Raw genomic sequence first — 20,015 nt, 5'->3', positions numbered from 1 at the left:
CGATGTTGCCGATGTCCTGCGGGTTCGCCACCAGGCCCTCGGTACGGATAGAATAGGCGGTGGGATTTTTGTCGAGGTAGGCCCCGCCGGTGTTCTGATTATTGCGCGACACGGCCTGGTAGACCTCGTCCACGGTGACGTTGAGCGAGCGCAGCCGCTCGGGGTCCAGCGACACCTCGTACTGCTTGAGCAGGCCGCCGAAGGAACTCACGTCGGCTACGCCAGGCGTGCCCAGTAGCTGGCGGCGCACAATCCAGTCCTGGATGGTGCGCAGGTCCCGCGCGTTGTACTTCTTTTCGTAGCCCGGCTTGGGCCGCACCAGGTACTGGTAAATTTCGCCGAGGCCGGTGCTCACCGGGGCCAGCTCGGGGCGGCCCACGCCGGTGGGAATCTGGCTCTCGGCCTCGCGCAGGCGCTCCGCTACCTGCTGGCGGGCCCAGTAAATGTCAATGCCGTCCTCAAACACGATGGTAACGACCGAAAGCCCGAAGCGCGAAAACGAGCGGACGCTGCCTTCGCCCGGAATCGTGGCCACGCTTTGCTCGATGGGAAAGGAGACGAGCCGCTCGATGTCGTTGGCGGCCAGCGAGGGGGCCACCGTGTACACCACGACCTGGTTGTTAGTGATATCGGGCACCGCGTCAATGGGCAGGCGGTAGAGCGAATAGCCGCCCCAGGCAATGAGCGCTAAAGTCAACAGGCCGATAATGAGCTTGTTGTGAATGGAAAAATAAATCAGCTTGTTGAACATGCTGGCACGGGGTAAGACTAGAAATCCTGGGAAAGGGGCGGCCGGAGCGTAGGGGCTCAACGGCAGCGAAAGCCGGAGACGCGGGAAGCGCGTGCGCCGACGGCCCCGGACACAACGAAGTGCCCGGTGCCGCGGCGGAACCGGAAAAACAGGATAACTAGGCTTGGGGGGGCTGCCACACGCTGCCGAAGGCATCGTGGCAAGCGGGCGTGGGCAACGCCGTCCACCGCACCGCTACGGCGTAGCCCTGGGGCGGCGGGGCCGTAAAAGACACCAGCGCGGCCGGTAAGTAAGCACCGGCGCAGCAGCTGCACTGGCACAGGGGCGAGCACCAATCGGCATGGTGCGTATCGGAAGCGTCCCGGTGCTGGGCGGTCACGAGATGCGCCGGCCGTGCCACCGCCTGGCTAGTGTCGGCACAGGGCAGACACGCCAGGATGAGCAGGTACAGGGCAAAAAAAGTCGTGAAAAACCGCATGGACAAAAGCAGGGAACCCGGCAAACATACGCTACCGCGCCCCAAATGATTCCGTTTGGGCCAGTCGGAGTTAGCAGGACGTAAGGGCAGAGAAGAGGTCACCGGCAAGAATGCCAGCGAATTTTATCGTTTCGGAGTGATAATCTGCTTTGTATTATTGGGACCGTCCGCCCGCGCAGATTTTCCCTACCGATACTTTCTGTTCCCACTCTTGTGCTACCCCTTGTACTATCAGCCTTTAGCAATTGCCGGGGTCTGCCTCGGTGATATCTACTGAGGCTGCTAGGTGTGCGCGTCCTAGGTGTGGGCGCTCAGCCACCAAGGTAGCGTTTGGCAACTATTGAGTGCATAGGCCTAACATGGTGGGTGCATGGCCACCCTACCCTCACCCTTAGGAGGGGGAGGTAGGGGTAGGAACTGAGGTAGGCGGTGCCTCGCCGGTGCTCACGCCCAGGGCGGCGAGGTAGCGGTAGATGGTGGCCCGGCCTACGCCCAGCACCTGGCCTATCTCGGCCGTGGTCTTGCCGCCCCCGAGGTAGAGCGTCTTGGCTGCCTGAGCCACCGAGAGGGCCGAGGCGCTGAGCCCCTTGGGCCGGCCGCCCTGCCGGCCACGTGCCCGTGCCGCCGTCAGCCCGGCGTTGGTGCGCTCCCTGATAATGTCGCGCTCGAACTCGGCCAGCGAGGCAAAGAGGTTGAACATGAGCCGGCCCTGGGCGGTGGTCGTATCGAGGTGGTCTTGTAAGCTGATGAAATGCACGCCCTGGGCTTGGAAGTTGCCGACCAGCGTAACTAGGTCTTTGAGCGACCGGCCCAGTCGGTCGAGTTTCCATACGATTAAGGTATCCCCCTCGCGCAGTTCCGCCACCAGCTGCGTGAGTACCGGCCGCTCCTTAGCCGAGGATATTTTCTCCTGCACAATCTTGGTGCAACCGGCCGCCTTCAAGGCGTCGGTCTGAAGGTGCAGCACCTGGTCGGGCGTACTCACCCGGGCGTAACCGAAAATCATGGCCTTGTTCTCATTAAGTCAGTAGGGGCAAAGATAGTGAGACGCTGAATAATGAGATAGGCAGTTGAGACTAAAAAGTATAGGCCCAGCCGGGCACTGGCCACCGGGTGGCGCGTTATCAAATAACGCCCGTTTTTTGAGACGCTATTCGGCCGCTGGTTGTGGTGCTGCACGCCGGCATCTGCACCCCCTGTTCAGCGTGTGCAGGTTACTCGTGATGCCAAACCGCAGCCCGCTCCCAATCTTCGGGAAACCCCATAAGAGTCGCGTCCACTTTGTATTCTCGAAGCAGCTCCTCGACCTTCTTGGCAAAAGAATTGTCCGGATTGAAGGACTTTAGCAGCCGGTGCATCAGGGCCACTACGCCATACATATTTGTATTGGATTCCTCGGGCATCTGCACCGCAAACGCATACTTCTTGCGCGAGGGCATATGCGGACGAAGCGCCGACATGTTTCTGTTCCAGAGCCGGGAGTGGTGCGCGCACACATTTCGAACATTGGTCAGCCAGATAACCCACGTCTCCAGCGTGGCAACTGCGACGCGAAACTCTTCGGCAATCTGTCGTTTGAAATCGTCCGTAGCGAGCGCCTTATATAATAGCGCGAGTTCGCCCATCGACAAGGTTTCGAGCGCCATTTGCGACGGGGGGAGCGGTTCGGCGCTGTAGTTCCGCTTGTAGGCCCTGAGAAATTGGTCCTTGGGCGAGTCGAAAGCAGCTTTGATGCCCTTGAGGATTGATTCGGCTATTCTCTTATCGGCAAACAGCGAGGCGTCTGCATACCAAAAGAAGCCATGGGCCGAGCTGTAGTAATTGGTCAGCTTGGCGCGCAAGGCTACTTCAATGCGCTCCAGGTACTCCATGACGATTGCTCGCAGTCGCTTATCGAACTTATACATGGTCACCACATCATCGAAGCTCGTGCCTTCCACGAAGCGATGCGACTTGTCCGCCGCTTGCATATGGTACATGTAGCCGCTGAGGCGGTAGTACCCAATGCTTTCCAGGTAGCGCGTCGCGCGGCCCTCGTCCTCAATCACCAGGTTCCGGCTTTTGAGCAATGCGATAAGCGCCGCGCTGGACTGTGGCTGCTTCCGGTAGTAGTGGTTCATGAAGCGAAACGTGATTAAACAGCAACGCCCCTGACAATTAAGCCAGAGGCGTCGTGATATCGGCAAAAATAGCCCCGCAGATGCGCTTGGGTCAGTGGCGTGCGGGGGATTAATGAGACAAATATACGCACTTTTTACCAATTTCCTTGCGAAAAAAAGTGGAATCTCATGCCAAAGTGCCCTCACGCGCTGGAATCGCAGATTATACTCGTTTTTTGAGACGCCCACCCGCGCCTATTTTCCCTACCGATACTTTCTGTTCCTACGCTAGTGCGACCCCCGAAGTGGGCCGAGGACACCAGTGGTATTTGCAATTGTAAAAACTGCTGACTTATAAAACCTATCCTTTGGGCGGGTGGCCGGGCTGTCCAGGGCTCCGCTTCGCTGCGGTGCTGCGCACAGCTCCCGTTGGTCGCTCCCTTCCCATCCCTACCGCGAACAAAAAGAAAAGGCCCTACGCTGCGCATTACTGCTGATGCTCCGCTCCGCTGCGCAACTGCAGTAATGCTTCGCTGCCGGCGAGGTGGGCCAGCGGCAGGAGTTAGTGACCACAACGACCCCAGACCCTAGAAAAGGAACAAAAGGGAAAAAATCACCAACCGTGCCAGAAAAAAGATGTAAAAACTACTTAAATAAAGGTGTACTTTATGCAACATTATAGGGCCGTTTTGCGTTTAATAAGTATAAGTATCAAACAAGAAACCAACTCTTTAAGCCATGAAAAGCGCCGCCCCTTTCGCCCCTCGCACCGACGTTTACGAAGTGATAACTAACCGCATTATTCTTGCGCTAGAGAACGGCGTTACGCCGTGGAAGCAGGGATGGAACGCGGCCCACGGTGCCCCCCGGAACTACCGCAGCAAGCACGTTTACCAGGGCGTTAACGCCTTTCTGTTGGGGATGCTGAAATATGAAACCAGCTACTTTCTGACCTTCAATCAAGCCCGCGAGTTGGGCGGCTGCGTGCGCAAGGGAGAGAAAGGGATGCCAGTAGTTTTCTACAAAGTGGGCAAGAAGGAGGACGCGAAAGGCCAGGAGAAGAAGGTAGCCATCTTGCAGTATTCGACCGTCTTTAACATTGCGCAGATTGACGGCATAGCGTGGAAGTTGCCCGAGTTGACCAGCCGGGAGCACACGCCCCAGGAGGCAGCCGAGCAAATATTAGCTGGCTACGTGGGTGGCCCGCGCATCCAGCACGAAGGCAGCCAGCCCTATTACCGCACGAGCACGGACACCGTGACCATGCCCGAGGCGAGCAACTTTCACACGCCGGAGGATTACTATTTGACGATGTTTCACGAGCTGGCCCACAGCACCGGCCACAGCAAACGCCTTGACCGAGCCACGCTCACCGAGAAAGCCGCTTTCGGAAGCGAAACCTACGCCAAGGAAGAACTAGTAGCCGAGCTGAGCGCCGCCTTTTTGGGCAATGCAGCCGGTATTGATATGGGCCTGACCTTGCCCAGCAGCGCCAGCTATATAGATAACTGGTTACAAGCCCTACGCAACGATAAGCGCCTGATTATATCGGCCGCTAGCCAGGGCCAGAAGGCCGCAAATCACATTCTAGGGATAATACCCAGCTACGAAGCTGGCGAGGCAGCAGAGCCTACGGAGGCCCCCGAGTAGCGCAGGTGCAGCAGTCCGGCCGGAACTATCCGGCCGGACCCAGGGCGGGCGAACAAGAGGAAGTTTTTTGCAATTGTAAAAAGGGAACAAGAGGGAAAAAGCCACCTTTCGTGCCAGAAAAAAGATGTAAAAAGTACGTAAATAAAGGTGTATTTTGTGCAACTTTATAGGGGTGTTATTCGTTTAATATGTATAAGCAACCTACAAAGAAACAGCCCCTTAGCTATGACTTTTGACTTTTGCGAACTCGCCCCCGGTGAAGTGTCAGCCGACCGCTACGAACCAGCCGACGCAGCCGACCAAACCCCGCCCCAGGTAAGCGCCGCCGACGTGGCCGCATGGGAAGCTAACCCTTGGTTCTAGTCTCTTTTTTCCTACTCCTAGTCAGTCCCGCATCATGAAAGCCACCGCCACCACCCGCCCCGCCCGTCGTATTCCCGCCGCCCGTTTGGAGCGCATGAGAGCCAAAGCCGCCGCCGCCGCCGAGGCCCGCGAGGCAGCTTTTCAAGCCCACCAGGATGCACTAGCCCAACTCGTGAGCCCTACGCCCGAGTTTGAGAAAGTAGCGCGGCTAACGATGCTGCCCGGTGGGCTGCATTGGTCGGCCGAGCGTCCGGTGCCGGCAGTCGATACGCGGGTAGAAGTGGTGCAGGGCGGCAAGCAGGATTTGGTGAAGGTGCTAGGCTACTGCCACGCAGGCGGCTTTATCGGCCTAGTCACCGAACCCTACCACCCCGGCAGCAAGCGGGCACACAAGATGCACCCCCGCGCCAAGTGCGTTTTTTCTCACCAACTAATTAAAAAGGCAGCGTAGCCCCCCGCCTTTCCTTCTCACTACTTACCGCGTCGCCATGATTACCCCAGCCCCCGCCCCGCAGCAGCCGCAAATCAGCCCCCTTGATTGGGTAGGCGACCCCGGCCAGTGCCCCAAGTTTGTAGGTTTTCCCACCCGTACCGGGTTGCCGGCCGACCTTATTTGGTCGGGCAAGGGAGAGGTGCCGGCCATCGGTGCCCGCGTTCATATCTACATGAACAGCTACGGCCCGGCCGAAGTGAAAGCTTACTTTCACGCCGACGGCTATTTGGGGGTGATTTGCCAGCCTGACCAGATGCCCGCCCGTTTCGTGGGCCACGGCGTAACGCAGGGGCACTTTTTCGGAGTTGAGCTAGAGCCCCGCAAGGTTGAGCCGCAATCTGTTTCGGTTTGCGAGGCCCGCGAAAAGGCCGCCCGCCAGCACTACGGTAGTCAGCAGCGTCAAGCCCGTGCAGCTTTCCCAAAAGCCAGCCAGAAGGCATTGCGCGAATCGTATTGCGCCCCGGCCTTGCAGATGCTAGAATGGGCGATTGAGGCCACGGCCACCGCCAGGCGGGCAGCCGAGTTGGCCGAAGCTGAGCAGGGACTTATCCAAGCCGAGGAAGCCAACGGCAACGACCCCGGCATTAATCGGTCGGACGACTGGATACCCGACTACCCGCCCCAGGAGGGCGACGAGCTGCCCGACGACAACCAGGACAGCGAGGAACACCCGGAGCACCCGCAGGACGAGCAGCGCGACTAGCCGATGCTGCCATTCCGCGCCCACGTTCGCCGGCAGGGTAGCCGGTGGACGTGGGAAGTGCGCCAGGGGCGCGGGGCCACCACCAGCCGCCGCGCCGGCTCAGCTGCTACTCGTAGCGAAGCCATCCGGGCCGCTTTCCGACCCACCCCCGGCCGCGCCGTGCAGGAGCAGCCCGAGCACCAGGCCCACCAGCAGGCCGCTTAACCCTACTTTTTACAATTGCAAAAACCTAGCACCATGTTACCGAACCTTCCCGCCATCGAAACCCGCGCCGGCCGCATCATTCTTGGGGCCACCGTGCGCAGCACTCGTTACCGCGACGTGCAGGGCCTAGTGACCGCCATTTATTGGAACGGCTACCATTTCGCCATCGAGGTAAACAACCGCCACAGCGATGACGCGGGCCAGTACGAGCTACTTTCCCCGGCTACGCACCAGGGCTTTAACTACGTCAACCCGAACACCCAGCAGGTACTAAGCGGCAAGTTCGAGGTGTTACTGCCAGGGGAGGGCGACCGGATATATTTTGCCCATACCGCCGAGCAGGCCATTGCCCTACTCGCGGCCACCATCGGCCTGAGCGACCAGGCGCAAGAAGTCGAGTATCTGAAGCAGCGGGCCGAGGCCGGGCTGGTGGACGAGCTGCGTTGGCGCGGGCAAGCCGTGGGCAGCATCGTTGGCCAGCTTGCTTACGTGAGCACCGGCACCGGCAAGCAGCACCCCGAGCCCAAGTTTCTAGTGGGCCACCAGGTGCATTTTTTCAGCCCCCACACGACCCACACGATTAGCGGGCTGGCTTTGTACAAGGACCGGCTGAACTACGGCAAGACGCAGTGGCACTACTTCTACGAAGGAGCCAAAGGCAACCACCACCCCATGAGCGAGGCCAACACCACGGCCGCGCCGGCAGCCGCCGCCGCCTAGCCCCAGCGGGCCGTTTCCCCATCTTTTTTCCCCTTTTGTTCTTTCGTTATGGCTTACCCCACCCCCCAAGAAATAGCGGCCAAGGCGGCTGAGAAAGGTTTTCGCGTCGGTGCCTACGTTCACATGAGCACCGCCACCACCGACACGGCCGCGCCCATCCGGGAGTTTTCCAGCCTTAACGGCCAGGTGCAGGCCGTTTGGATGGGCGGCGCTTGCCGCAACCTGCTAGGCGAGTTGCGCCTGAGCAGCCAGCACCGCTTGCCGTACCAGTTCCCGGCCGGCTATGAGTTCTTTACCAGCCCGCAGCTCGTAGCCGAGGCCAGCCGCCAGGCCGGTATCAGTGCGGCCACCGCGGGCTATACCGCCGCCAGGGTGAAGGGCTACGGCAGCGCCGACACTGATACGTGGGTTACCACCGACCCCAACCCCCAGGGCGAGGGCGCGGTTTTTGTCAGCCTACGCCAGCAGCCGGCCGAGGCCCCAGCGCCCGACCTGAGCCCGAGCATGGAAATTCTCGTGGGGGGCCAGCTAGTGACCGCCGCCGACGTGGCCCACTGGATGAACGCCGACCCCAAGCAGGGCAAGAAGCTGTTTAAGGAAATGCAGGGTTTATACGGTGCCAAGCCCACCATGCTAGACTTGGCTATGTTCAGCGGCGCTACCATGTTGGCTCCCGTCGCCGCGAGTGTGGTAGCCGCCAGGCGCAAGGCTGTGAGCGCGTAGCGCCCCGGCTGAGCACCACAGCAAAGCGCCCCGGTCAGCCGACCGGGGCGCTTTCACTTTTTGAGCTGGAGGCGGCGAACAAGAGGAAAACTTGACGCTAAACAGTAGCCGGATTGACACCAGCAGGTACACCGTGGCCTTTCACTTGAATGGCTACGTGCCCCCGGTTTCCTCCAAACCCAGGCACTGAAATAGTCCCAGTTAGGCGCCAGTTTGAGTTGCGAAATTGTAGGGTATAAGTCACCCCCGCTAGCCCAAAAGCGGAGATGCCAATCCCCATCTGCTCCATCTTGGCCAACCAAGTGAAAACGTTGGCTCCGTCCCGGTGAAGAACTACCAGCGCATTTTTATCATGAATCAGAGTGTTGCCCTGAGCATCAAATATGCGGGCTTCGCCGCAAAGTCGTTTTGTTCCCATAGTGCAATTTAACTCAAGCCCATGCGATACTTAATGTCATAATTGATAATAAAGTCTAACTGTTTGTCGTCAAGCCCATAGTGGTCTGCTAAAACACGGTCTATTTCGTCCAAGATGGGTTTCGCCTGGTTTACCCGGTATTCGTCCTGTTCCACCCAGCCGGTTTTGCCATCGGTGCTAACCCGCACGGCGGTTTCTTTCAGGCGCTTCTCATAGCGGGTGGCTAGTTTGGTCAAGGTATCGGCCGCAGGCCCGGTTAGGAGCGAGGTGCTGATGGGGAACGCCGCCAGTTCCCGCTTGGTGAGGTGCCGGCAGTTAGACACTACCCGCCAGTACCAGTAAAACAGCGTAGAGCTGTACAGCGCCACTAGCACCGGCATTGCCGGACCATTTACCGCCATCGTCAGTTCCGTAGAGGACGAGGTATCGCCCCGCGACGAATTGAAATAAGAGGGAGTGCTTTTGACCAGCCGCCAGTAGCGCCCCCCCGCGTTGCGGTAATAGATGTTTTTCAGCTTGCCTGTTATTTGCAATTGGGCCAACGGTGTGGCCGTGACCGTCGAAATTTGCTTTAGAATAGTCGCCTCAATCTCAGATGAAATCTTAGGCAATACTTCGGCTACGCGCTGATTTTGGGGTATTTCCACATAATGAACGTTCTCAAACAGGTAGGGGCGTTCATCTTCCGGGGAGGTCTGCCAGTGCCGCATACCAGTGATGTGCAGCTGCTTTTTGGGAAGCTTCTTCGCGGCCACCTGAATGCACAATTGTTGGTCCACGCCATCAAAGAGCTTGCCCGGCCGCTCATCGTAGAGGCTAACCCACAACCCATCAAAACGGGTTGTCATCAACTTCATTAGTGGCTCCATGCGCGGGGTGCAGCAGCTTGCGCTTGGGATGATGAAGGCGAAGCGGCCCCGCTCGTTTAGTAGTAGGTCCGCCCGCTCACTCACTACGGCGTAGAGGTTGCCGCAGGATTCAGTAGCGAAGCCTTGCAGCTTATAGGGCACCAGCTTAGGCGTAATTTCCACATAGGGCGGATTGCCAATGATTATATCAAAGCCCTTGCGGTCGTTGATAATGTCGTAGAACTCCGCAAACCAGTGAAAGGGCTGGTACTTTTCGGAAAACTGGTCGAATGTGACCGTATGGTTTTGCTTGTGCAGCAAGCTACTCAGGCGCATATTCAGCATGAGCAGGTCTGTTTCCAGGGCACCTTTAGCAGCTTGAAAAGCGCCGTGTGGCGCTTCGCCATCCATGAGCTGCAATGCTTTGTAGTTGGCGAAGCTATCGGCTACTACGTCGCATTGAGATTCGATACCCGGCTTGGCCAACTGACCGTCAAAGTCGTACATAAGCCCTTTTTCCAACTCCTTTTCCGTAGCGAAGCCAACGAGGGTGTTGCCGGTGCGAATATTGAAATCAATGTCAGGCAGCGGTTCGAGGCCAAGATTGGGGTGGTCGTAGTCAGGTTCACCCAGCGTGGCCATGAGTTGCAGAAACAGCCGCAGCTTTGCAATTTCTACCGCCTCGTGCATAATGTCAACCCCGTAGAGGTTGTGCAGGATAATGCTCTTGGTGATGAAGTATTGGCGGTTGGGGTGCGCGTCGATTTGCGCCCGTACCGTTTGCATTTCCTCGAAGCGGGCACGCCGGACGGGCGTAGTGTGCGGGTCGTCCAGGTCGGGCAGGAACGCCGCCATCCGGTCCAAGCACGCCTCGTACAGCGGCTCCAAGATGTTGAGAGCCGCGAACAAAAACGCGCCCGAGCCGCAGGTAGGGTCCAGGACCGAAAGCGTGCGCAACGAATCGTAACACTGCCAAACCCACTCCGAATCTTCGGAATTGCGGATTGCATCTTGCGCGAATTGCCGAATGTTGAGGTTCAGCGACACCAGCTCGTTGATGGAAGTAACCTTGCCCTTTTCAAGACGCTCCGCTACGGTTTCACCATAGTCCAGCCGGGCCAGGGTTTCCCGCCATATCTCCGTTGGCAGAGCATGGCCGGCCGGCGTTTTCTTGTTCCACTCCGTAGCGCGGGCCGTGGCATCCTTGCGGGCGGCGGTCACGCTGGCGGGAATCGGCAGGTCGATGCCCAGCCCCGCCGATTCGTACACGTACCGCAGGGGCTCATCCCGCAGCAGATGCCACAGCGCCGGGCCGTGCGCCGCTTCTTGCTCTATGCGGTCGAACAGCGCCGGGATGATGGTATTTTGGGCGATATACTCTGTTATATCTTCTTTGGTGTAGTAAGCCCCCATCTTCGCCCGCTCGTTGATGTAACGCTCGAAAATGTAGCCGATTACGTCCGGGTTTATCTCCTTGCCGGTGGCTTCGTTGCGCGTGTCCAAGTGCCACTCCCAGCCCGAGAAGAAGGCCAATAGCGGCGCAAACGCTTCATCGGGAATGTGTAGCTTTTTGTTGCCGGCTTCAAGCTGATGCACTTCAAAAAGTCCGCCGTTGAGGTAGGGCACCCGGCCGATAAGCTTTTGTAGGGCGGGCTCGTGCGGGGTAGGGGCGTTGAACCCTTGGTCGAACAGCACCCGCAGGAAGCTTTGGTAGAAGGAGTGAAACTTGCCTTTTCCCACCTTCTGCTGACATTCCGCCAGCTTATCTTCTAGGTAGTTGCGGTTGTCATCCAGGTAGCCTTGTGCTTGGATGAAGTAGATAAACATCAAGCGATTAAGCATGATGGAAGCGTACCACTGCTTTTCGGAAACGTCCTCAATACCAGTGATAAACGTCTGAAAGGCTTTGTGTTGGCGGCTAAATTCCGCGTAGAATTTCTTGGTTACTTTTTCAGCGTGGGCGGTGAAACGACGACGTACCCGTTCGCGCACATCGACCAGGTTCAACGCATCTTCTTCATCCAGCGAGAAGGCCAGGCCGAGTACCCGCTGATAGAGTGCCCGAGGTGTTTGGTGGTGGTAGTAGTCAAATTCTACGGGCACAATCGGCTTGCCTGGTTCCCGGCTCACGAGCTGCCAAATTTGCCGGGGCTTGTCGGCCGGAGCAAAAATGAGCAGATGTTCCGCGTAGCGTTTGCTTAGCTGAAGGTCGAGGCGGCGGCGCACATCGGCCGAGGGCAAGGCCGAGCAGACCAGCACCACAAAGCCCCGTTTTTCAACCACGGCCCGGTAAGGGTAGCCCGTCGTATCGTTGGGCAAAAACAGGGTTTCCGGCTTCGCGCCCGAGATGTTATCCCAGCCCAAATCTAGAAACAGTTCTTTGTAACGGCGGGCGCGGATTTGGTCCGCAAATACGGCTTCGGATGGGTAGTATTCAGCCATGAGAAAACGGGCAGAGCAATAAAAAAAGTGGGCCAGCGGCTTAAACTAAGCCCATTGAGCATAAAATCTGAGGTTCACGGCGACCTGACCCGCCCCCGTCATCGGTCACAATGCCGAGTAGCCCTTCCTCGTAGAGCGCCATTACGAACTGCGCCACCTGCGCGTCAGCAGGGGAAGTTTTGAGCAGCCGGTTCAACCCGTCGCGGGCACTCTCGCGCAGGGGGAAGCGGTAGAGTTCTTCAATGGCTTTTTTAAGCGTTTCCGAGTTGAACAGTGGCAGATTTTTAACAGCATCATGGTGCCGCATCAAAATGTGGTAAGTCCGGTAGCGGGCGCTGGTTTTCGGGCCTAGCTGGCCCCCTACGCTGTTTTCAGAGTCATGCGCGAAGGAGAGGGCCTTGGCTACCAACTCGTGATGCTTGGCGTACTTGTCCTTCAAGGGCGTTTCCACCGTGCAGGCCGCCGCTCGCAAAATGGTGAATTGGGATTGGGTGATGACCTCTCCCTTCCGGTCCACCCACACCAGCATGTCGTTATCGTTGGCCGTGCGGGCGTAGAGCAGCACCCCCGGCAGCATCCCATCGGGTGAGTGCTTGGCGCGGGTAGTATGCGATACCGGGGCCAAGTCGGGAATGATTTTATGCAGCTTGGGGTCCGCGTCCGAGGCGTTTTTCCAGATTTGCCAGGCGTAGGAGGCTAAATCTACTTCTCCATCCGGCTCTTGATTGTACATATCCGAACGCTCGTTGTAGAGGTTGCGAATGAGGCCCGCCGTAATATCTTCTTCCATGAAAATCTCGTCGGTGCCCACCACTTCGGCATTTTCTTCCAGGCGTTGGGTTAGGCGAGTGCGGAGCTGAATGATTTGCTCAATGCCATCTTCGGGCAGGAAGGAGTAGCAAAAGATATTTTTGGCCTGCTGACCAATCCGGTCCACGCGGCCCGCCCGTTGAATCAGGCGAATAATGGCCCACGGCAGGTCATAATTGACGATGACGTGAGAATCTTGCAGGTTCTGGCCTTCGCTCAGCACATCGGTGCTCACCAGTACGCGCAGCTCATGGTCGGTGCCCGCCACATTTTCTTGCTTGTTGCTCACCGGGCTAAAGCGCCGGGCATAATCGGTCGGGTCGTCGGCCGAGCCGGTTACGCCGGCAATATGCTTGACCTTGCGCCGCTGCAACTCGTTATCCAGATAGCAAGCCGTATCAGCAAATTGCGTGAATACCAGAATCTTTTGCTTCGGGTGGGTAATCTGACACAGCTTTTCAAGGGCATTTAGCTTGCGGTCCTGAGCCGGGTCCCAATCAGCGGCCAGGGCCAGCACTTTTTGCAAGGCCACGGCATCGGCCATCAACTCCTTGCGCAGTGCTTTGGTGAAATACTCGCTTTTTATCCATCGGAAGCGCTTTTTCAGCGGCCCGGCAAAGTGCGCGTAAATGGAATCCGCCCGTTCCTTGTACTGTTTGGTCGTAATGTTCCAGGCCAGTTTGTTGCTGGCTGTTTCTTCTCCCTCTTGTTCATCGGTCGCGGAAAAGAGTTCTTCCGGGTCCTCATCTTCCAACCAGCTATCCAGCATTTGCGCGTCCTGCTGGCCAATGGGCAGGGGTAGGTTGTTGTCGATGGCGTGAATGAACACGTAGTTGCGCAGGATATGCCGACTTAGCGAAAGCAAAAAGGCTTGCCCGCTGCTTTCCAGCCGTTTGAATAGGTTGGTGCGGCAGAAACCTTTGAGCCGCTTGCCGGCCCGAGAAAGGTTGTCGAGCACTTGGGCATCGTGCTTTTCCTGGTCGGTCTTGGGCGTTGGACGCGGCTGTTTTTCGTACTGGCCGAGGCCGTAGCGCGGGAGCCCCAGCGCATTTAGCGCGTCCACGACGGGCGTAGAGTACAGCCGGGCATACTGGTCAGTTTCATCTTCCGGCGCAAAGCCGTATTCTACTTTGCGGGCTACGCGGTCAGGAAAATACGAGCGGGTCCCGTCCTTGAATGTCAGAAAGCGACGCTTGTTGTCCGGGTCGAGGGTAGCGTAGTGCTCCTTAATGAAGCTACGGGTCCGCCGCACCATAAACAGGCGCAGCAGCTCTTGCCAGTCATCGGCAAACTCGCTGTTGTCGAACGCGGCCAGCGTCCGGGGCGAATATTGGTATTGGGCGGCAAACTCAATCGGCCCCCCCAGCGACCGGATGAAGTGTTCCGGGGCCTGGCCCAAATCCAAATCGTCGGGAATGAACAGCCGCAGCTGGTTGGAAATATCCGCGTAAGCCTTGTTGTAGGGCGTAGCGGAAAGCAATATCACCTTGCTTTCCATTTGCCGTAGGTACTCGCGGATGGCCCGATACCGCTTGCCTTCGCGGTTGCGCAGGTTGTGGCTCTCGTCGATAACCACGAGGCGGAAGCGCCGCAGCTTCTCCAACTCGTTTTGTACGGTGGTAATGGCGATAACCTGCGCGTTCAGCTCGTAATCTTTCACGTAGCCCTGCCACATTCCCACCAAGTTCTTCGGGCAGATGATGAGGGTGGCCAGCGTATCACGCTGCTCGAACAGCTTGACCAACGCCGCCGCCGTAATCGTTTTGCCTAGTCCTACCACGTCGCCAATCAGCACTCCGCCCCTTTTATCCAGATGCCGAGCGGCCATGAGCACCGCGCTTTTTTGAAAGTCCAGTAGGTCCTCATCAAAGGGGGCCGGCACCCGAAACCCGGCGACCCCGGCGCGGGCATCGGAAGCCAGGTGATAGGCCATTTTCAGGTAGATGTGATACGGTAGCTTGTCGCGTACCCAACTCTCATCCAGCACAGCTATCAGTTCTTCGGTAATATCCACGCAAAAACGGTCCTTCCAGCGGTCATCAAACCATTTGGAAAGCTTCTTGGTCGCGTCGTCATCGACTACATCTAGGTTTAGCTCGCCTTGTTGGGCTAGGCCCGAAAGCGTGAGGTTGCTACTACCCAAATACCCAGTAATCGGGTTGTTAAAGTCATCCCGAAAGAGCAAGTATAGCTTGGCGTGCAGCGTATGCCGCAGGTATAGCTTCACGACCACCTTCTTGTCACGGAGTTGCTGCTGAAGCTGGCGCAGGTGCTTTTCATCTTCCGCCGTGGGCACGCCTAGCGTGAGCTGCTGGCGGAAGTTTTGCGCTAGTTTTTTGCGTATTTCCGCCGCCCGGCGATTGTCTATTTCGTCATCTTCCCCAGGTGAATAGTAGTCCCGAATGAGATTTTCGGGGGGCTGTTGCATCCCCACCAGTAGCCGACAGCGGTTGTTGTCGGCCCCGGACCAGGTTTCCATATAGTCCGCCACTCGCCGCCAGCCTCGTAGATTGAAGTAGCCTACGCAGAAGTCACAGCGATAAGAAACCTTGAGGGTAGCACGTAGAGCTTCATCTAGGGGCGAGGTGATATTATCAAATATACGGGGCATGAACTACTAGCCAGAGTGGGGGCAAATTATGAGGCAAGCTAACCATCATTTACTTTCTTTTGCCCCTTGTATTAATTGAAAAGGCTATTTGCCTGGCTTCACGCCGGCCAGACCGTGCATCTTTAGAAAGAGGCCCCCAGGGTTCTTATCGGCCTTTATCTTGCCGGTTTTGAGCTTATAGTTAAACTCAAACAAATCTTTAAGGAGCTTTTCATCACCCAGGATACGCTTAACCAAGGCAGGGTCCTTGATTCCCAGCTTATCAAGGTTGGTGCGGGCTACTTGAATCTTGGCATCATCTACGCCCAGCTCAAAAGGAATAGGTAGTTGTTGAGGTACTTGCTTGTCGATGTAGAAGCACACACTATGAAACGAACGCCCCTTCTTATTTAGCTGATAGCTAATGCGCAGGTCGGTATGCTCGTTGATTTGGTTCATGGCCACATCAAGCACCTTTGCTTGGAGGCTGGATACTTTCACGTATTGTTCTGGCTCCTTCCCTTTGGGGTCTTTCAAGTGAAGCATGTACTTGAACTCGTCCAGCGTGTAGGTTTTTGATTCGCCTATGTCTTTCCATTGTGAGGCGAGTTGGTATATCCGCTTCGCGTATTTGCTTGTCAGGCTGAGCGCCGCTTGCAGTCGGTAGCTGGTGAAATTACTTTTCAGGTCGATAAGGTAGGGGCGTACCTTCTCCGATATTTCGAGTTCAATAATACCGTGGCCAATGATGTATTCGGCCGATGCCAGCAGGCCCACTTGCAACTTGGTTTGGGTAGTGTTGCCGCTACGCCCATCGACCTTTTCCCCGGTGATGACGTAGCCTCGGCTTCGCAGTTGCTCCGTTGATTCAAAAAGGCGACCGTAGTTCCATATGCGGCCAGTGAGTTGCTCCAGCTCCTTTACCCGCAACTCGTACACCGTGCCTGGCTTGTCGTTTTTACTGAGCTTCGAGAGCAGGAAGAACACAATGTCCATTTCGCAGGCGGTCATTTCATAACGAGCCGTGGTCAAGGCATTATGCTGAATGATTTCAACCGCTTTGGAAGTTTCGAGCTGGCTCATGGGTGGGTAGGGTAGGTGGAATAGCGGAGAGACAAATCTACACCAAAAACCCTAATTACTACCGACGGATTTACGAGGTAGTAGTTCACTGACAAAAGGTAGTTTTTAGACTGACAAAAGGTAGTAATTCGCTGACAAAAGGTAGTAGTTCGCTGACAAAAGGTAGTAGTTCACTGACAAAAGGTAGTTTTTAGACTCTAGAAACTATTGGTACATAAGGAGTTAAGCCACACTGCAAATACAGTAAATACCTAAAATACTCACAAAATTTGTTGAGCGAAAAAAAAAGGGCATTTAAAGTGGTGGTTTGGACCGGGGAAATAGGACAAAACAACAAAGAAGAGGGCACAAAATAGTAAAAAACAGGGATTGCACTTTTCTACTATTTCATACTATTTAAGATAGAAAGCCCTTGCCAGTACTGCTTTTAGACTGACAAAAGGTAGTAATTCGACCAGTTAAGCAGTTGGGCGGGTGGCCGGGCTGTCCAGGGCTCCGCTTCGCTGCGGTGCTGCGCACAGCTCCCGTTGGTCGCTCCCTTCCCATCCCTACCGCGAACAAAAGGAAGCTCACCCAGCGGCGCGGAGCACTGGCCAACGGCAGGAATTAGTGACCACAACGACCCCAGACCCCAGAAAAGGGAACAAAAGGGAAAAAATCACCAACCGTGCCAGAAAAAAGATGTAAAAACTACTTAAATAAAGGTGTACTTTATGCAACATTATAGGGCCGTTTTGCGTTTAATAAGTATAAGAAAGCAGCACAAAAACAACGCTTTAGCTATGAAAACCACCGGCCAAGACCTCGCCCAACTTCGCAAGTATTTCACCGAAAATGCCCGCCAGGTGCAGGTGGATGGAGTAGCCGACACGGTAGCCGTGGGCTACGTACGCCACTACGGCAACCAGTTTTCTTATGCGGTTTTTTATGGCAAGCAGGCCAAGCCCGCCAAGCATTACAGCGCCAAGGACGAGGCGCAGGCTGAGCAGCGTATTATCGAGCTACTGGCCCAGGCCGGCAAAGTGGCCGCGATGAAAGGTGAGGACCGCAAGAAGGGCCGCACCTCGTTCCATGACCGCCAGGAGGGCGACGTAACTTGCCGCAGCTACACCCTAACCGGAACCGCGCAGCTTATCCGCGAGGCCCTGAAAATAGCCTTCCCAGGGGTGAAGTTCAGCGTAACATCTGACAGCTTCGCCAACGGCAACGCCGTGGATATTCGCTACACGGACGGGCCGAGTCGCAAGCAGGTAGAGCAGGTGTACGCCCCTTTCATTAGCGGCCACTACAACAGCTCAGAGGATATGTACGAGTATCACCGGGAGCCCACAACCATAGACAGCACCGGCAAGCTCTTTCGCATGAGCTATGGGGCAAAGTATATCCACGAGCACCGCAGCTACTCGCCGGCTTACGGCTTTTTCCTGAACTCGCTGGACTTGCGCCAGGCCCCAACGTTGGCCGAGCAGTTCGCCGCGTTCGAGAACTGGCACCGCGCCCAGCGGTACGATATGCAGACGAGTTGGGGCGAGAATGCCGGCACCTACACCGTGAGCAGCAACAGCAGCCACGGCGACTTAGAGCGATTTGCCGAGGCCCTGACCGTGCAGGGCTACGCCGTGCGCCTCACTCAAATTGGCGACGAGCTGACCCTGAGCACCCGCAGCACCGGCAGCAGCCCCCAGCCCGCGCCAGTGGTTGAGCCAGTGGCCGCGCCCGACGAAACCGACCGCGAGTATTACGCCGCCGAGATGCAATGGCTAGCCGACCCCGGCCAGGACAGCACCGACCGCGAATTTGAGGCCGCAGAGCGTAGCTGGCTGGCATAGGGCAGCGCCCCCCCTGCGGGGGGGGGAGCACCCAGGGCGGGCGGGGCCGGGAACAAGAGGAATTTACAATTGCAAAAAGGCAATAAGTAGGTGGGCTAAGCCGCACCTTTTTGCAATTGTAAAAAGGAACAAAAGGGAAAAAGCCATCATCCGTGCCAGAAATAAATATGTAAAAACTACTTAAATAAAGATGTATTTTATGCAACATTATAGGGGCCTTTTGCGTTTAATATGTATCAGCAACGCATCAAAAAGCCCTTTTTATGAGCACCACGCCCAGCCCCAAACCCGCAGTAGTAGAGGAAGCCGTTACCATCTTGCAGCAGCTAGGCGGCAACAAGTTTCTGGTGATGACCGGAGCCGATAAGCTGATGGCAGCGGGCCGGACGGAGCACAACCCGAACCCTTGGCTGCGCATGGATTTGCGCAAGAACAAGGCTCAGGTAAACCGGCTAAAAATTACGCTCATGCCCACGGACACCTACAAGGTGGAATTTTACCGCCAGGTGCTAGTCGATTGGGAGCCGAAAATTAGCCACCAGCAGACCTTTGAAATGGTGTACGGCGAGGACTTGCCCGCCCTCTTTACGTCGGTTACCGGCTACGATACCCACCTCTAAGCGCCGCACCATGCCAGCCCCCCGAGCCCTTACCATCGACCTAGAAGGCCAGCAGGTAAAAGTATATAGGAACCTAAAAAACGGCCTTTTTTCGGTCCAGTTTGGGGGGCTAGTCGTGGCCCACCTTGCCACGGTGCAGCTTCGCGGCGTGAGCTTCAAAGTGACCGAGAGCGCCCGCCAGCGGGTGCTTGCCCAGCGCCAGCGAAATGTTCACGCCTACGCCATCGGCATCTACACCAGTGCCGCCCAGCCCGAGGCAACCGAGCCCATATCCTACAACCCTTACCAGGCCGGCCACTTTTTCCGCGTTGAGGACCAGGCCCCGATTCACAGCGCCACTGCGGTTGTGCTCAGCAACGGCAAAGCCTACGCCAGCGCCCAAGCCAGCCAATTATTCTAGTCTTCTATGGCCAAGATGAATCCCGATTGGTACGACTACCGGGAGGTAGTTTGCCCGCAGTGCCAGGCCAAGGCCGGCACCTACTGCAAGCGCCCCAGCGGCCACAGCGGGCCATTCGTGCAGCCCCACGAGCAGCGCCGCCAGGCCGCGCACCCGGTTTGGGAACAGGAGGAATTGACCAAGTACGGCCGCATCATTACCACATGGGACGAGGCCCCCGCAACGCCGGTAGTACCCGGCCCCGTCAAAAGCCAATTACCCCTGTTTTAAGTGCCTTAAAAGATGTAAAAAATACGTAAATAAAGATGTATTTTATGCAACATTAAGCCGTGATTTAACGTTTAATAAGTATCAGTAACACATTCAGAAAGCACTTTTTGACTATGAGCCAGCACCATTTTTCAACGACCGCCAGCACTGGCCAGCAAGTGCAAGTACAGTGTGGATGGGACCGCCCTTTGCAGCACCAGCACCTAACCGTTTGGGCAGTTGCGGAGGCCCCGGCTGAGCGCGAGGTACTTTATACCTGCTTGATGGAGCGCGGGGGCGGGTTACCCGACGTGGACGCGGTAGCCGACGAGTTGGAAAAATTGGGCATTGAGGCCCCGGAGGGCCTGTATGAGCGCCTTTGGTTGGATGAATCTTTCAACCAGGGCAACGGCCTAACAGTCTGGTAATCAAGGTAAAAATGCCCGCTCGTTTATCCCGATAACCCCAACCCGCCCCCAATGGATGCTGACCTGAAAGCCCTACACAGCGCCGTAAATGTGCTTTTGAAAGCCCGCCGCGAG

19 protein-coding genes are annotated in these 20,015 nt (G+C 56.7%); 12 read left to right on the top strand and 7 right to left on the bottom strand.

From position 1 onward, the window contains the following. The 4 genes from E4631_RS23480 to E4631_RS23465 all read right to left on the bottom strand — a co-directional run. Window positions 1–751: efflux RND transporter permease subunit (locus E4631_RS23480; protein WP_133656219.1), on the bottom strand; the 751-nt coding region annotated here is incomplete at its 3' end. A gap of 157 nt (window positions 752–908) precedes the next feature. Continuing rightward, window positions 909–1,229, bottom strand: coding sequence for a DUF6660 family protein (locus tag E4631_RS23475; RefSeq protein WP_135318649.1), 321 nt, complete (start codon window positions 1,227–1,229; stop codon window positions 909–911). Window positions 1,230–1,620: 391 nt separating this feature from the next. Then, the gene (locus tag E4631_RS23470; RefSeq protein WP_133658654.1) at window positions 1,621–2,235 is read right to left on the bottom strand and encodes a recombinase family protein; all 615 of its coding nucleotides are present in this window, start codon (window positions 2,233–2,235) and stop codon (window positions 1,621–1,623) included. 208 nt (window positions 2,236–2,443) lie between these two features. Next, complete coding sequence (locus E4631_RS23465) at window positions 2,444–3,349, bottom strand: Abi family protein (RefSeq protein ID WP_133658655.1); 906 nt, start codon at window positions 3,347–3,349, stop codon at window positions 2,444–2,446. A gap of 717 nt (window positions 3,350–4,066) precedes the next feature. Here E4631_RS23465 and E4631_RS23460 point away from each other — a divergent pair. The 7 genes from E4631_RS23460 to E4631_RS23435 all read left to right on the top strand — a co-directional run bounded on the left by E4631_RS23460 (window position 4,067) and on the right by E4631_RS23435 (window position 8,184). Next, a complete protein-coding gene (locus tag E4631_RS23460; protein WP_133655969.1) occupies window positions 4,067–4,978 on the top strand; it encodes an ArdC family protein in 912 nt (303 codons plus the stop codon). Between the two features lie 225 nt (window positions 4,979–5,203). Next, window positions 5,204–5,341, top strand: a complete 138-nt coding sequence (locus tag E4631_RS26075; protein ID WP_166647950.1) for a hypothetical protein — start codon at window positions 5,204–5,206, stop codon at window positions 5,339–5,341. 34 nt (window positions 5,342–5,375) lie between these two features. After that, window positions 5,376–5,792, top strand: coding sequence for a hypothetical protein (locus E4631_RS23455; protein WP_133655970.1), 417 nt, complete (start codon window positions 5,376–5,378; stop codon window positions 5,790–5,792). A gap of 37 nt (window positions 5,793–5,829) precedes the next feature. Continuing rightward, a complete protein-coding gene (locus E4631_RS23450; RefSeq protein ID WP_133655971.1) occupies window positions 5,830–6,537 on the top strand; it encodes a hypothetical protein in 708 nt (235 codons plus the stop codon). A 3-nt stretch (window positions 6,538–6,540) separates the two neighbouring features. Next, complete coding sequence (locus tag E4631_RS23445) at window positions 6,541–6,741, top strand: hypothetical protein (RefSeq protein WP_133655972.1); 201 nt, start codon at window positions 6,541–6,543, stop codon at window positions 6,739–6,741. A 33-nt stretch (window positions 6,742–6,774) separates the two neighbouring features. Then, window positions 6,775–7,461: a hypothetical protein gene (locus E4631_RS23440; RefSeq protein ID WP_133655973.1), complete on the top strand. Its 687-nt coding sequence runs from the start codon at window positions 6,775–6,777 to the stop codon at window positions 7,459–7,461. Between the two features lie 48 nt (window positions 7,462–7,509). After that, entirely contained in the window at window positions 7,510–8,184 is a 675-nt protein-coding gene (locus tag E4631_RS23435; protein WP_133655974.1) for a hypothetical protein, read from the top strand. 426 nt (window positions 8,185–8,610) lie between these two features. Here E4631_RS23435 and E4631_RS23430 read toward each other — a convergent pair whose 3' ends face one another. From E4631_RS23430 to E4631_RS23420, 3 genes are all read right to left on the bottom strand, one after another. Then, entirely contained in the window at window positions 8,611–11,892 is a 3,282-nt protein-coding gene (locus E4631_RS23430) for a DNA methyltransferase (RefSeq protein ID WP_133655975.1), read from the bottom strand. Window positions 11,893–11,932: 40 nt separating this feature from the next. Next, window positions 11,933–15,181, bottom strand: coding sequence for a helicase-related protein (locus E4631_RS23425; RefSeq protein ID WP_368027862.1), 3,249 nt, complete (start codon window positions 15,179–15,181; stop codon window positions 11,933–11,935). 216 nt (window positions 15,182–15,397) lie between these two features. Beyond that, a complete protein-coding gene (locus E4631_RS23420) occupies window positions 15,398–16,375 on the bottom strand; it encodes a replication initiation protein (RefSeq protein WP_133655977.1) in 978 nt (325 codons plus the stop codon). A 782-nt stretch (window positions 16,376–17,157) separates the two neighbouring features. On the opposite strand from E4631_RS23420, the gene E4631_RS23415 reads away from it, so the two are divergent. The 5 genes from E4631_RS23415 to E4631_RS23395 all read left to right on the top strand — a co-directional run bounded on the left by E4631_RS23415 (window position 17,158) and on the right by E4631_RS23395 (window position 19,901). Then, window positions 17,158–18,204, top strand: a complete 1,047-nt coding sequence (locus E4631_RS23415; protein WP_133655978.1) for an LPD29 domain-containing protein — start codon at window positions 17,158–17,160, stop codon at window positions 18,202–18,204. Window positions 18,205–18,467: 263 nt separating this feature from the next. Then, complete coding sequence (locus E4631_RS23410) at window positions 18,468–18,824, top strand: hypothetical protein (RefSeq protein WP_133655979.1); 357 nt, start codon at window positions 18,468–18,470, stop codon at window positions 18,822–18,824. 10 nt (window positions 18,825–18,834) lie between these two features. Further along, entirely contained in the window at window positions 18,835–19,224 is a 390-nt protein-coding gene (locus E4631_RS23405) for a hypothetical protein (protein WP_133655980.1), read from the top strand. A 6-nt stretch (window positions 19,225–19,230) separates the two neighbouring features. Next, window positions 19,231–19,494, top strand: coding sequence for a hypothetical protein (locus tag E4631_RS23400; protein WP_135318648.1), 264 nt, complete (start codon window positions 19,231–19,233; stop codon window positions 19,492–19,494). Between the two features lie 113 nt (window positions 19,495–19,607). Next, window positions 19,608–19,901, top strand: coding sequence for a hypothetical protein (locus E4631_RS23395; protein WP_133655982.1), 294 nt, complete (start codon window positions 19,608–19,610; stop codon window positions 19,899–19,901). Window positions 19,902–20,015: the final 114 nt, after the last annotated feature.

The organism is Hymenobacter sp. UV11, assembly GCF_004684095.1.
Classification (GTDB): Bacteria; Bacteroidota; Bacteroidia; order Cytophagales; family Hymenobacteraceae; genus Hymenobacter.
Note: the sequence above shows the minus strand (reverse complement) of the source record. Positions and strands in the feature narration are given on the sequence as shown.

What these genes read in the sequence shown, in the direction of transcription:
- E4631_RS23455 (WP_133655970.1), top strand. Translation starts at nt 5,376, where the DNA reads ATGAAAGCCACCGCCACCACCCGCCCCGCCCGTCGTATTCCCGCCGCC.
- E4631_RS26075 (WP_166647950.1), top strand. Translation starts at nt 5,204, where the DNA reads ATGACTTTTGACTTTTGCGAACTCGCCCCCGGTGAAGTGTCAGCCGAC.
- E4631_RS23465 (WP_133658655.1), bottom strand. Translation starts at nt 3,349, where the DNA reads ATGAACCACTACTACCGGAAGCAGCCACAGTCCAGCGCGGCGCTTATC.
- E4631_RS23400 (WP_135318648.1), top strand. Translation starts at nt 19,231, where the DNA reads ATGGCCAAGATGAATCCCGATTGGTACGACTACCGGGAGGTAGTTTGC.
- E4631_RS23405 (WP_133655980.1), top strand. Translation starts at nt 18,835, where the DNA reads ATGCCAGCCCCCCGAGCCCTTACCATCGACCTAGAAGGCCAGCAGGTA.
- E4631_RS23430 (WP_133655975.1), bottom strand. Translation starts at nt 11,892, where the DNA reads ATGGCTGAATACTACCCATCCGAAGCCGTATTTGCGGACCAAATCCGC.
- E4631_RS23450 (WP_133655971.1), top strand. Translation starts at nt 5,830, where the DNA reads ATGATTACCCCAGCCCCCGCCCCGCAGCAGCCGCAAATCAGCCCCCTT.
- E4631_RS23470 (WP_133658654.1), bottom strand. Translation starts at nt 2,235, where the DNA reads ATGATTTTCGGTTACGCCCGGGTGAGTACGCCCGACCAGGTGCTGCAC.
- E4631_RS23410 (WP_133655979.1), top strand. Translation starts at nt 18,468, where the DNA reads ATGAGCACCACGCCCAGCCCCAAACCCGCAGTAGTAGAGGAAGCCGTT.
- E4631_RS23395 (WP_133655982.1), top strand. Translation starts at nt 19,608, where the DNA reads ATGAGCCAGCACCATTTTTCAACGACCGCCAGCACTGGCCAGCAAGTG.
- E4631_RS23445 (WP_133655972.1), top strand. Translation starts at nt 6,541, where the DNA reads ATGCTGCCATTCCGCGCCCACGTTCGCCGGCAGGGTAGCCGGTGGACG.
- E4631_RS23415 (WP_133655978.1), top strand. Translation starts at nt 17,158, where the DNA reads ATGAAAACCACCGGCCAAGACCTCGCCCAACTTCGCAAGTATTTCACC.
- E4631_RS23435 (WP_133655974.1), top strand. Translation starts at nt 7,510, where the DNA reads ATGGCTTACCCCACCCCCCAAGAAATAGCGGCCAAGGCGGCTGAGAAA.
- E4631_RS23420 (WP_133655977.1), bottom strand. Translation starts at nt 16,375, where the DNA reads ATGAGCCAGCTCGAAACTTCCAAAGCGGTTGAAATCATTCAGCATAAT.
- E4631_RS23440 (WP_133655973.1), top strand. Translation starts at nt 6,775, where the DNA reads ATGTTACCGAACCTTCCCGCCATCGAAACCCGCGCCGGCCGCATCATT.
- E4631_RS23425 (WP_368027862.1), bottom strand. Translation starts at nt 15,181, where the DNA reads ATGGAAACCTGGTCCGGGGCCGACAACAACCGCTGTCGGCTACTGGTG.
- E4631_RS23460 (WP_133655969.1), top strand. Translation starts at nt 4,067, where the DNA reads ATGAAAAGCGCCGCCCCTTTCGCCCCTCGCACCGACGTTTACGAAGTG.
- E4631_RS23475 (WP_135318649.1), bottom strand. Translation starts at nt 1,229, where the DNA reads ATGCGGTTTTTCACGACTTTTTTTGCCCTGTACCTGCTCATCCTGGCG.